A 12,099-nucleotide genomic window follows, 5' to 3' on the forward strand; every position below is an offset into this window, starting at 1 on the left:
ATATATGTTGCAGCCATTCTTTAGTGATTCAGGACACTATAATCTCGCCCCGATTACAGCGCTCAATATAATCATTCACCTGTTCCACCGTTGGCATCGCATCCGAGCAGCTGTGACTAGAAATGACGATACTCGCTGCTGCACTGCCGTACGCCATACTGCGTTCAATCGTCCAGTTCTGCATTAATCCGTACAGGAATCCTGCTGCATAGGAGTCGCCAGCTCCAAATGTTTTCACCACACGCGCTGGGTAGCTGTCTGCACGATGGGATAACCCCTCGCGGGTATAGGCGATGGATCCCTCCTTGCCATGCTTGATAACAACAATTTTTGCTGAGTAGTCAAACCACTTTTGCGAGGTCACCTGATCGCTGCGCTGTGTATTATGGTCAAATGTCTCCATCATGTCGAATTCCTCACGGGTGCCCAGGATGATATCGCATTTTTCGGCTGCAAGGTTGTAATACACTGCTGTTTCTTCCGCCGATGTCCAGGTGTAGGGACGATAATCGAGATCAAATACAATGACCGTTCCATGTTTTTTTGCATACGTTAGTGCCTGAAATACTGCTTCACGAGATGGGCTCTGGGCAAGAGCCGTTCCGGAAATTAACAGTACTTTGGAACCCTCGATCAGCTGCTCCTGCACTTCACGGGCTTGTAACAGCAGATCAGCTACATGGTCTCGATACATCAGTATGCTGCAGTCGGTTGGACTTTTGATCTCGGTAAAAGCAAGCCCTGTCACTGCTCCTGTGTCATCGGTTACCACATTGGACGTATCAATTCCATTGCGTTCCAGATAACTATGGATGAACCTTCCCATCTGGTCATTGGCGATTTTCCCGATAAAGGCCGTCTCCATGCCGAGCCTGGACATGCCAATCGCAATATTGGCCGGAGATCCACCTACATACTTCGTAAACGTCATCGTCTCTTCCATCGGACGGTTAATCTCATTGGCGTTCAAGTCAATGCATAGTCTTCCGATTGCGGTAAAATCCGTCTTCCTGGAAGCAGGAAAGGAAACGTAAGCCATGGCTCAGAACCCCTTTCTGTAAATGGAATAATGTTCTAGATTGAAGGTGCTGAACGGTCCAGATAAAACATACTCTTCTCTCCGAATACACCTTCTGTCTACATTGGTATTTTGATATGCACCTATGAAAAACACCTTCGTTACCTAACCCTATGGAAATCATAATAAACTCATGCCGAATTAGATGGTCTACCTAATTAATGAATTCATGTACAAGAGGGAACGTTTCGCATACTCATATGGGTTATGAATGGCAGGATCCTGCTCGCCTTCAAGCATCGCCCACCCATCGTATCCCCGATCAACCAATTCCTGCAGAATCGGTGCAAAATCAATGCATCCATCCCCGGGTACAGTAAATACCCCTTTGCGAATACAGCCGACAAAATCAGATTGTGCTGCCCGTGCCTCATCCAGAACATCCGGACGGATATCTTTCAAGTGAATATAGGCAATCCGGTCATAATGCTTACGCAGCAGAGCAAGTGGATCAGCTCCCCCGTAGTAGGCATGACCCGTGTCATAAAGCAAGTAAACGAGAGTAGGATCGGTCAATTCCATCAACCGGTCGATCTCCTCCGGCCGTTCCACTACGGTGCCGCCATGGTGATGGTATGTCAGTTTCAATCCATGTTCTCGTGCAATGGCACCAGCCTCGTTCAACCCTTCAGCAAGGATGTGCCACTCGGATTCACTGAGTCTTAGCACTTCCTTCTCATGCGGAGTCCGCCGTGGATCAAAATGCAGGGAACCCCCGACCTCTGCTGTACTAATGACCGTACTACCCATCGATTGCAGAAACTCCGTGTGTCTGCGATAGCTGTCCAGCTCTGATTTCCGGTATGCCGGGTCGGAGAGCAATACCGACTTCCACTGGGAAACGAGACGGATATTGCGCTTATCTAATTCCTCACGCAGTGCGGCTGGATCCGTTGGATATTTGCGCCCCATCTCCGTACCAGTCAGTCCGAGTCGCTGAATATCATCCAAAATCTGCTCACACGTCGTGTTGTCTCCATGCTCCTTCACATCCTCGCCGACCCAGTTGATCGGATGAATCCCGAGCTGAAATGGCAGCTTGTTCATGGCTCCACGTCTCCTTTATTTGAGTTCAGCATCTTGTCTGTTCAGATATACGGTGCTGAATTAAATGAGATTTACTTTGGCACGGCTGGCTTGCATTGCATGATGAGCATTTACCACCTTTTCTTCCGTTGATACTTCCGGCACGCCAACATTCCACCAGGATTCATATCCTCCTGCATTTGTCCCTGGTACAACCGGAATCTCGATAAGTGTCGTCACGCTCTCATTCCTAGCATCCCTGAGCGCCTGCTCCAGCTGCTCTGCTGTTTCCGCTCGATATGCTTGTGCTCCCAGACTGCGGGCATGTGCTGCAAAATCCATCGGCATGTAATCCCCTGTCAGTCGTCCACTCTCCGATTCCCTATAACGAAACTCGTTGCCGAATCCGTCACTGCCGTGCTCACGCTGCAAATTATGAATGCATTGGAATCCATTGTTATTGAATAGCAAAATGGTGAACTTCTTCTGTTCCTGCAGGCTGGTCACCAACTCGGAATGCAGCATCAGGTAACTACCGTCACCAACCATGGCATATACTTCCCGATCCGGCTCTGCGAGCGCTGCTCCAAACGCACCACTCACCTCATAGCCCATACAGGAGAAGCCGTATTCCATGTGATACGTCTTCGGTGCTGCTGCTCGCCACAGGCGATGCAAATCTCCGGGCAGGCTTCCTGCCGCACACACGATGATGGAAGATGGATCAATGGTCCGATTAATAATTCCAACGGCGGTGGTCTGTGCCAAGCCGGCTTCGTGCTTTAGTTCATACAACCGATCTACTTCTCGGTTCCATTCACCCCGCAGATCAGCAACCTCGGATGGGCCGTAGCCGCTACGGTATCCCCGTTCCTGCATTGCCGTTTTCAGGGCTTGCAGACCTTCCCGTGCATCTGCCAGGATGGCTTCCCCGCCCAGCTTGGCTGCATCCATACCGTTCAGGTTTAGGTTGATAAATGTCACTTCAGGATGCTGAAAAGCGGATCGGGACGCCGTCGTGAAATCCGAGAACCGGGTGCCGACGCCGATCACAACATCTGCTGCTCTCGCAAGTCGGTTTGCCGCCAGAGAGCCTGTAACCCCGATGGCCCCCACGTTGAGTGGATGGTCCCAGGACAGTGCACTTTTGCCAGCCTGGGTCTCGGCAACCGGAATGCCAAATGCCTCGGCGAAGGCAGCAAGCTGAACAGACGCCTCGGAATACAACACACCGCCGCCAGCAACCAGCAGCGGCTTCCTGCCACGGGCCAGCTGTTCCGCAGCCCGTTCAATGGCTGCCTGAACCGGGGGGCGGCGGTCCAGGTAATGCACCTTGCGGGCGAAGAACGCTTCCGGGTAGTCGTACGCCTCTGCCTGCACATCCTGCGGCAGTGCCAGCGTTACCGCTCCCGTCTCCGCTGGATCCGTGAGAACACGCATTGCCTGTGTTACAGCAATCATTAACTGTTCAGGACGTACAATGCGATCCCAATACTTGCTGACCGCTTTAAATGGGTCTGTAGCCGAGACGGTATAATCACTGCTCACCTCAAGCTGTTGCAGTACTGGGTCCGGCTCACGTGTGGCAAAGTTATCTCCAGGAAGCAGAAGTACAGGAATCCGGTTCACGGTCGCTGTTGCAGCTGCGGTAATCATATTCAACGCACCTGGGCCGATCGATGTGGTACACGCGTATATTTGTCTGCGATTCTTCTGCTTGGCATATGCCGCTGCAGTGTGTACCATACCCTGTTCATTCTTGCCTTGCATGTACGTCAGACTTCCTGGGCTGCGTTCCAGTGCCTCTCCTATTCCTGTAACATTACCGTGTCCGAAAATACCGATAACACCCTTCACGAATTTGGTCTCAACACCATCTACGGAAATATACTGCTGATCCAGATAGCGGAGCAGTGCCTGGGCCATGGTCAGCCGGATCGTTGTCATGGATTTCGTCTCCTTTCCCTTTACGGGTAAAGCGCTTAATCTGCGTTAAGTTTAAGCGCCTTACCCGTAAAGGTTAAGCGCTTAATTGGTATAGTATTACATCATGGCTAAACAGGCAAGATATTTTTGTAAGCGTTTTATAAAAAATGAGGGCTACTCTGATCTATAAGCTGCCAATCAACATATCACAGGGTGAGTTGTATTTGTTCAAGTTCAAAAGGATGTAATTGCAGAGAGTATGTAGTCTGGTGAAAACCCTAAAAGCACAAAAAAAAGAGATGATCATGATCATCTCTTTTTTCTCTATATCGGTAAGCGGGTGATGGGAATCGAACCCACGCTATTAGCTTGGAAGGCTAAAGTTCTACCATTGAACTACACCCGCGTAAAATAATATCGGGATGACACGATTTGAACATGCGACCCCCTGGTCCCAAACCAGGTGCTCTACCAAGCTGAGCTACATCCCGTTATGTTATACCGGCGAGAGGACTCGAACCTCCACGGTTTCCCACTCGATTTTGAGTCGAGCGCGTCTGCCATTCCGCCACGCCGGCATATGAAGTTATAAATGGCGCGCCCTGAGAGATTCGAACTCCCGGCCTTTTGATTCGTAGTCAAACGCTCTATCCAGCTGAGCTAAGGGCGCATATTTAATTGGAGCGGACGACGGGAATCGAACCCGCGACCCTCGCCTTGGCAAGGCGATGCTCTACCGCTGAGCCACGTCCGCGTATAAGGGATGCGCGTGGAGGGACTTGAACCCCCACGTCAAAGACGCTAGATCCTAAGTCTAGTGCGTCTGCCAATTCCGCCACACGCGCATATATAAAAGTGAGTCATGAAGGGCTCGAACCTTCGACACCCTGATTAAAAGTCAGGTGCTCTACCAACTGAGCTAATGACTCATAAAACTGGTGGAGGATGATGGATTCGAACCACCGAACCCGTACGGGAGCAGATTTACAGTCTGATGCGTTTGGCCACTTCGCTAATCCTCCAGGATTAAAAGGTGGCTCGGGACGGAATCGAACCGCCGACACGAGGATTTTCAGTCCTCTGCTCTACCGACTGAGCTACCGAGCCTTATTAAATTTTATAAATTAATGGCGGAACCGACGGGATTCGAACCCGCGATCTCCTGCGTGACAGGCAGGCATGTTAGGCCAACTACACCACGGTTCCAGGCATTAATGGTGCCGGCGAGAGGACTTGAACCCCCAACCTACTGATTACAAGTCAGTTGCTCTACCAGTTGAGCTACACCGGCGTATATGGTGGAGGCTGAGGGGCTCGAACCCCCGACCCTCTGCTTGTAAGGCAGATGCTCTCCCAGCTGAGCTAAGCCTCCATATCTATGACCCGTAGGGGATACTCTCACTTCGATCGAGACTGCGTAGCAGCTGCTAACGATGATTATCCTCCGACGAACCTTTGGGATTCTCATCCCCTTGATGCTTTAAAAAGTAAAGCTATGACCCGTAGGGGATTCGAACCCCTGTTACCTCCGTGAAAGGGAGGTGTCTTAACCCCTTGACCAACGGGCCTTACTGGCTCCCCGAACAGGACTCGAACCTGTGACAACTCGATTAACAGTCGAGTGCTCTACCAACTGAGCTATCAGGGAATGGTGGAGCCAAGCGGGATCGAACCGCTGACCTCCTGCTTGCAAGGCAGGCGCTCTCCCAGCTGAGCTATGGCCCCATGTTTGTTTACCCCACAAAGTGAAGTATAGCTTCGAGGTTTATTCCGATTACTTTCCGGGGACCCCGTAATTGTCTTAAAACTTATATGGTGGGCCCTGGTGGACTCGAACCACCGACCTCACCCTTATCAGAGGTGCGCTCTAACCAACTGAGCTAAGGGCCCTTAACAAAAACTCGAAAAAAAATACCCCAGTGGGGTCTCGCTTGGCAGCGTCCTACTCTCCCAGGACCCTTCGGTCCAAGTACCATCGGCGCTAGAGGGCTTAACGGTCGTGTTCGGGATGGGTACGTGTGGAACCCCTCCGCCATCGCCACCAAACGATGCTGCTATACTCAGAGATCATTCTCTGAAAACTAGATCCGAAACGAAATTTGCGATCAAAACCTGCAATTTGGATAAGCCCTCGACCGATTAGTACTGGTCAGCTCCATGCATTACTGCACTTCCACCCCCAGCCTATCTACCTCGTCGTCTTCAAGGGGTCTTACATACTGGGAAATCTCATCTTGAGGGGGGCTTCACGCTTAGATGCTTTCAGCGCTTATCCCGTCCGTACATAGCTACCCAGCGGTGCTCCTGGCGGAACAACTGGTACACCAGCGGTACGTCCATCCCGGTCCTCTCGTACTAAGGACAGCTCCTCTCAAATTTCCTACGCCCACGACAGATAGGGACCGAACTGTCTCACGACGTTCTGAACCCAGCTCGCGTACCGCTTTAATGGGCGAACAGCCCAACCCTTGGGACCTACTTCAGCCCCAGGATGCGATGAGCCGACATCGAGGTGCCAAACCTCCCCGTCGATGTGGACTCTTGGGGGAGATAAGCCTGTTATCCCCAGGGTAGCTTTTATCCGTTGAGCGATGGCCCTTCCATGCGGTACCACCGGATCACTAAGCCCGACTTTCGTCCCTGCTCGACTTGTAGGTCTCGCAGTCAAGCTCCCTTATGCCTTTGCACTCTTCGAATGATTTCCAACCATTCTGAGGGAACCTTTGGGCGCCTCCGTTACTCTTTAGGAGGCGACCGCCCCAGTCAAACTGCCCACCTGACACTGTCCCCGTACCCGCTAAGGGCACCAGGTTAGAACCTAGATACGATCAGGGTGGTATCCCAACGGTGCCTCCACACAAGCTGGCGCTCATGCTTCAAAGGCTCCCACCTATCCTGTACAGATCGTACCCAAATTCAATATCAAGCTGCAGTAAAGCTCCATGGGGTCTTTCCGTCTTGTCGCGGGTAACCTGCATCTTCACAGGTATTAAAATTTCACCGGATCTCTCGTTGAGACAGCGCCCAAGTCGTTACGCCATTCGTGCGGGTCAGAATTTACCTGACAAGGAATTTCGCTACCTTAGGACCGTTATAGTTACGGCCGCCGTTTACTGGGGCTTCGGTTCACAGCTTCGGATTGCTCCTAACCGCTCCCCTTAACCTTCCAGCACCGGGCAGGCGTCAGCCCGTATACTTCGCCTTACGGCTTCGCACAGACCTGTGTTTTTGCTAAACAGTCGCTTGGGCCTTTTCACTGCGGCCCCCTCGTGCTATTCACACTACCGGGGCACCCCTTCTCCCGAAGTTACGGGGTCATTTTGCCGAGTTCCTTAACGAGAGTTCTTCCGCGCGCCTTAGAATTCTCTTCTCGCCTACCTGTGTCGGTTTGCGGTACGGGCACCTTCATCTGGCTAGAGGCTTTTCTTGGCAGTGTGAGATCATGACCTTCGCTACTGTAATTTTCACTCCCCATCACAGCTCAGCCTTACGATGTGCGGATTTGCCTACACATCAGCCTCACTGCTTGGACAGACATCCATCAGTCTGCGTCACTACCCTACTGCGTCCCCCCATCGCTCGTAACGATTTACGGTGGTACAGGAATTTCGACCTGTTGTCCTTCGACTACGCCTTTCGGCCTCGCCTTAGGTCCCGACTTACCCTGAGCGGACGAGCCTTCCTCAGGAACCCTTAGGCTTTCGGCGGATCAGATTCTCACTGATCTTTTCGTTACTCATACCGGCATTCTCACTTGTATAATGTCCAGCGCTCCTTACGGTACACCTTCAACCCTTATACAACGCTCCCCTACCCCTGATGCAAGCATCAAGCCATAGCTTCGGTGGTGTGTTTAGCCCCGTTACATTTTCGGCGCAGAGTCACTCGACCAGTGAGCTATTACGCACTCTTTCAATGGTGGCTGCTTCTAAGCCAACATCCTGGTTGTCTGTGCAACTCCACATCCTTTCCCACTTAACACACACTTGGGGACCTTAGCTGATGGTCTGGGCTGTTTCCCTTTTGACAATGGATCTTAGCACTCACTGTCTGACTCCCGGAAGTAAGTCTATGGCATTCGGAGTTTGACTGAGCTTGGTAACCCTTGCGGGCCCCGCACCCAATCAGTGCTCTACCTCCACGACTCTGTTTTCCGAGGCTAGCCCTAAAGCTATTTCGGGGAGAACCAGCTATCTCCGAGTTCGATTGGAATTTCTCCGCTACCCCCACCTCATCCCCGCACTTTTCAACGTGCGTGGGTTCGGGCCTCCAGTGCGTGTTACCGCACCTTCACCCTGGACAGGGGTAGATCACCCGGTTTCGGGTCTACGTCCACGTACTATGTCGCCCTATTCAGACTCGCTTTCGCTGCGGCTCCGGCTCTTCACCTTAACCTTGCACGGGAACGTAACTCGCCGGTTCATTCTACAAAAGGCACGCCATCACCCCTAAAATGGGCTCTGACTTCTTGTAAGCACACGGTTTCAGGTTCTATTTCACTCCCCTTCCGGGGTGCTTTTCACCTTTCCCTCACGGTACTGCTTCACTATCGGTCGCTAGGAAGTATTTAGCCTTGGCAGATGGTCCTGCCGGATTCATACGGGGTTTCACGTGCCCCGCACTACTCGGGATCCGTCTCGGAGGGAACAGACTTTCAATTACAGGGCTTTTACCTTCTTTGGCGGGCCTTTCCAGACCTCTTCGTTTAACCGGTTCCTTTGTAACTCCATGTGAGACGTCCCACAACCCCAGAGAGCAAGCTCTCTGGTTTGGGCTGTTCCGCGTTCGCTCGCCGCTACTGACGGAATCACTATTGTTTTCTCTTCCTCAAGGTACTTAGATGTTTCAGTTCCCCTGGTATGCCTCTACATAACCTATGTATTCAGTTATGAGTAACTGGATATTACCCCAGCTGGGTTTCCCCATTCGGACATCCCCGGATCAAAGCTTGCTTACAGCTCCCCGAGGCAGTATCGTTGTTCGCCACGTCCTTCATCGGCTCCTAGCGCCTAGGCATCCTCCGTGTGCTCTTAGTAGCTTAACCAAATGCTCAATGAGCAAAAGCAATCTACCGTTTTATTGAAACTTGTTTTAACACAAGTTCAGCTAAAAGGAATGTTCTAATTCGCAATTTTCGTTTCGATATCTAGTTTTCAAAGAACAAGCTCCATGCAAAAGCAAGCTGTTTTGAGAGTTTGAGCTCTCAAAACTGAGCAACGAGTGAGTTAAAAGCTTTACGAAGTAAAGCTCGCTTCGGAAGCATGCTTCCTGAAGACTTTTTGAATGTTTCCGCTACGGGAAACGATTCTCCATAGAAAGGAGGTGATCCAGCCGCACCTTCCGATACGGCTACCTTGTTACGACTTCACCCCAATCATCTATCCCACCTTCGGCGGCTGGCTCCTTGCGGTTACCCCACCGACTTCGGGTGTTATAAACTCTCGTGGTGTGACGGGCGGTGTGTACAAGACCCGGGAACGTATTCACCGCGGCATGCTGATCCGCGATTACTAGCAATTCCGACTTCATGCAGGCGAGTTGCAGCCTGCAATCCGAACTGAGACCGGCTTTTTAGGATTCGTTCCACCTCGCGGCTTCACAGCCCGTTGTACCGGCCATTGTAGTACGTGTGTAGCCCAGGTCATAAGGGGCATGATGATTTGACGTCATCCCCACCTTCCTCCGGTTTGTCACCGGCAGTCACCTTAGAGTGCCCATCCGAAATGCTGGCAACTAAGATCAAGGGTTGCGCTCGTTGCGGGACTTAACCCAACATCTCACGACACGAGCTGACGACAACCATGCACCACCTGTCTCCTCTGTCCCGAAGGAAAGCCCTATCTCTAGGACGGTCAGAGGGATGTCAAGACCTGGTAAGGTTCTTCGCGTTGCTTCGAATTAAACCACATACTCCACTGCTTGTGCGGGTCCCCGTCAATTCCTTTGAGTTTCAGTCTTGCGACCGTACTCCCCAGGCGGAATGCTTAATGTGTTAACTTCGGCACCAAGGGTATCGAAACCCCTAACACCTAGCATTCATCGTTTACGGCGTGGACTACCAGGGTATCTAATCCTGTTTGCTCCCCACGCTTTCGCGCCTCAGCGTCAGTTACAGCCCAGAGAGTCGCCTTCGCCACTGGTGTTCCTCCACATCTCTACGCATTTCACCGCTACACGTGGAATTCCACTCTCCTCTTCTGCACTCAAGTCATCCAGTTTCCAGTGCGATCCGGGGTTGAGCCCCGGGATTAAACACCAGACTTAAATGACCGCCTGCGCGCGCTTTACGCCCAATAATTCCGGACAACGCTTGCCCCCTACGTATTACCGCGGCTGCTGGCACGTAGTTAGCCGGGGCTTTCTTCTCAGGTACCGTCACTCCTTGAGCAGTTACTCTCAAGGACGTTCTTCCCTGGCAACAGAGCTTTACGATCCGAAAACCTTCATCACTCACGCGGCATTGCTCCGTCAGGCTTTCGCCCATTGCGGAAGATTCCCTACTGCTGCCTCCCGTAGGAGTCTGGGCCGTGTCTCAGTCCCAGTGTGGCCGATCACCCTCTCAGGTCGGCTACGCATCGTCGCCTTGGTGAGCCGTTACCTCACCAACTAGCTAATGCGCCGCAGGCCCATCCTCAAGTGACAGATTGCTCCGTCTTTCCAGCTTTCTTCAGGCGAAGGAAGCAAGTATTCGGTATTAGCTACCGTTTCCGGTAGTTGTCCCAAGCTTGAGGGCAGGTTGCCTACGTGTTACTCACCCGTCCGCCGCTAAGTATCAAGGAAGCAAGCTTCCTATCAACTCCGCTCGACTTGCATGTATTAGGCATGCCGCCAGCGTTCGTCCTGAGCCAGGATCAAACTCTCCAATAAAGTATTGAAAAGAGCGATTAGCTCATTTTAAATCTGACGAGATTAAAAATCTCATTGTTGATCTTGCAAGCAAGATCATTTACTCACTCGTTGTTCAGTTTTCAAAGATCAAACGTCGTTTGCATCCGAGTGTTGTTCTCTTCAGCAACTTTTATATCTTATCATGTCCGAACCAATTTGGCAAGCACTTTTTTTGAAGCTTCTTTCGAAGCTTGTTAAGCTAGCTTACCGCACCGTGTTCCTCGTGTTTTCTTGGCCGGAATTAGAATATACCATGCTGAAAAAGTAATTACTACATGTAAAATATTCCAAATGATAATATCGAAGAAAGAATAGATTTATACAGATACTTTGACCATATTCCTGCAGTCATCAGTGTACAGACTATATCTAAACATATCAGACAGAAGTCAACATCTATCCCAATCCATTCATTAGGTAGACGAGTATTGTTACAGTAGAGGTAAGACTCATTAGTTTCTTTTCCGGAAGCATTTCTGGATTCGCTGTTGAAAGCATTCTGAATCCTTTGATACAACTTATATGATCTACTACAAATCACCTACTACGTTATATATCTTCTATTAATAGTAGAAGCCGATGGTTAGATATCTGATTAGGTGGCCCAACCACTGCCGATCCTCCCTACTTGTTTCCGAATCTACCCATCACAATCGTATCGTAGTACTCCCCGTTCGCATGTCTGCGGTCCTTTTTCAACACACCTTCAATTTCAAAACCCATTCTATGATATAGCTCTATTGCTTTACCATTAGTTTCTAATACAGTCAGTGTCACTTTCTCAACACCGCTCCTGTCAGCCCAATGGAGTGACGATACCAGCAGCTTATTCCCGATACCATAACCCCAGTAATTTCGAGCAACACACACACCAAACTCAACTCTATGGGAAAACCGCTTCAGGTCAGACCCCTCACATCTGGCGTACCCAACAATCTCATCCTGCACAGTAGCCACAAGAAACAAGTTTCGATCTTTCTCTGTGTCCAAACGGATAATATTCCTGAACCCCGCTGCATCGATATAAGCTTCGCCCTGCTCCCGGTCCATGTTCTCCGTTTCTCCATCGATCTGTACACGAAGCGAAGATAACGACTCTGCATCCCTCTCTTCTGCCGATCTAATCGAAAAAGCCATTCCTTTTATGATAAACTCCTGTGTATGAATCTTCATATCTACCC

The 12,099-nt window shown here is 50.8% G+C and carries 4 protein-coding genes, 16 tRNA genes and 3 rRNA genes; all 23 read right to left on the reverse strand.

Going from position 1 to position 12,099, the window contains the following annotated elements; all coding sequences use genetic code 11:
* Nucleotides 1–28: 28 nt before the first annotated feature.
* Complete coding sequence (gene iolC, locus ABIC22_RS08250) at nucleotides 29–1,039, reverse strand: 5-dehydro-2-deoxygluconokinase (RefSeq protein ID WP_336784424.1); 1,011 nt, start codon at nucleotides 1,037–1,039, stop codon at nucleotides 29–31.
* Nucleotides 1,040–1,228: 189 nt separating this feature from the next.
* Nucleotides 1,229–2,125, reverse strand: a complete 897-nt coding sequence (gene iolE / locus ABIC22_RS08255; protein ID WP_127541342.1) for a myo-inosose-2 dehydratase — start codon at nucleotides 2,123–2,125, stop codon at nucleotides 1,229–1,231.
* Between the two features lie 60 nt (nucleotides 2,126–2,185).
* The gene (gene iolD / locus ABIC22_RS08260) at nucleotides 2,186–4,051 is read right to left on the reverse strand and encodes a 3D-(3,5/4)-trihydroxycyclohexane-1,2-dione acylhydrolase (decyclizing) (RefSeq protein ID WP_354480069.1); all 1,866 of its coding nucleotides are present in this window, start codon (nucleotides 4,049–4,051) and stop codon (nucleotides 2,186–2,188) included.
* A 314-nt stretch (nucleotides 4,052–4,365) separates the two neighbouring features.
* A tRNA-Gly gene (locus ABIC22_RS08265) sits at nucleotides 4,366–4,436 on the reverse strand.
* An 11-nt stretch (nucleotides 4,437–4,447) separates the two neighbouring features.
* A tRNA-Pro gene (locus tag ABIC22_RS08270) sits at nucleotides 4,448–4,521 on the reverse strand.
* An 8-nt stretch (nucleotides 4,522–4,529) separates the two neighbouring features.
* Nucleotides 4,530–4,608: transfer RNA gene (locus ABIC22_RS08275), tRNA-Leu, on the reverse strand.
* Nucleotides 4,609–4,623: 15 nt separating this feature from the next.
* Nucleotides 4,624–4,700 (reverse strand) — tRNA-Arg (locus ABIC22_RS08280).
* 9 nt (nucleotides 4,701–4,709) lie between these two features.
* A tRNA-Gly gene (locus ABIC22_RS08285) sits at nucleotides 4,710–4,784 on the reverse strand.
* 10 nt (nucleotides 4,785–4,794) lie between these two features.
* A tRNA-Leu gene (locus ABIC22_RS08290) sits at nucleotides 4,795–4,875 on the reverse strand.
* Between the two features lie 11 nt (nucleotides 4,876–4,886).
* A tRNA-Lys gene (locus ABIC22_RS08295) sits at nucleotides 4,887–4,959 on the reverse strand.
* 7 nt (nucleotides 4,960–4,966) lie between these two features.
* Nucleotides 4,967–5,052, reverse strand: a tRNA-Tyr gene (locus ABIC22_RS08300).
* A 12-nt stretch (nucleotides 5,053–5,064) separates the two neighbouring features.
* Nucleotides 5,065–5,137: transfer RNA gene (locus tag ABIC22_RS08305), tRNA-Phe, on the reverse strand.
* A 21-nt stretch (nucleotides 5,138–5,158) separates the two neighbouring features.
* Nucleotides 5,159–5,236: transfer RNA gene (locus tag ABIC22_RS08310), tRNA-Asp, on the reverse strand.
* 9 nt (nucleotides 5,237–5,245) lie between these two features.
* Nucleotides 5,246–5,321, reverse strand: a tRNA-Thr gene (locus tag ABIC22_RS08315).
* 5 nt (nucleotides 5,322–5,326) lie between these two features.
* Nucleotides 5,327–5,402, reverse strand: a tRNA-Val gene (locus tag ABIC22_RS08320).
* Between the two features lie 124 nt (nucleotides 5,403–5,526).
* Nucleotides 5,527–5,598, reverse strand: a tRNA-Glu gene (locus ABIC22_RS08325).
* Between the two features lie 4 nt (nucleotides 5,599–5,602).
* Nucleotides 5,603–5,678 (reverse strand) — tRNA-Asn (locus ABIC22_RS08330).
* A gap of 1 nt (nucleotide 5,679) precedes the next feature.
* Nucleotides 5,680–5,755, reverse strand: a tRNA-Ala gene (locus ABIC22_RS08335).
* Nucleotides 5,756–5,843: 88 nt separating this feature from the next.
* A tRNA-Ile gene (locus tag ABIC22_RS08340) sits at nucleotides 5,844–5,920 on the reverse strand.
* A gap of 39 nt (nucleotides 5,921–5,959) precedes the next feature.
* Nucleotides 5,960–6,076 (reverse strand): 5S ribosomal RNA (gene rrf, locus ABIC22_RS08345).
* Nucleotides 6,077–6,149: 73 nt separating this feature from the next.
* A 23S ribosomal RNA gene (locus tag ABIC22_RS08350) occupies nucleotides 6,150–9,074 on the reverse strand.
* Nucleotides 9,075–9,345: 271 nt separating this feature from the next.
* Nucleotides 9,346–10,897, reverse strand: a 16S ribosomal RNA gene (locus tag ABIC22_RS08355).
* The 16S, 23S and 5S rRNA genes sit together here with 16 tRNA genes alongside, the layout of an rRNA operon.
* 645 nt (nucleotides 10,898–11,542) lie before the next feature.
* Nucleotides 11,543–12,091 carry a GNAT family N-acetyltransferase gene (locus tag ABIC22_RS08360; RefSeq protein ID WP_354480072.1) on the reverse strand — a complete coding sequence of 183 codons (549 nt, stop codon included), beginning with the start codon at nucleotides 12,089–12,091 and terminating at the stop codon, nucleotides 11,543–11,545.
* Nucleotides 12,092–12,099: the final 8 nt, after the last annotated feature.

Origin of the sequence: Paenibacillus sp. PvP094 (assembly GCF_040546835.1) — a bacterium.
In the GTDB taxonomy this organism is placed as follows: domain Bacteria; phylum Bacillota; class Bacilli; order Paenibacillales; family Paenibacillaceae; genus Paenibacillus; species Paenibacillus illinoisensis.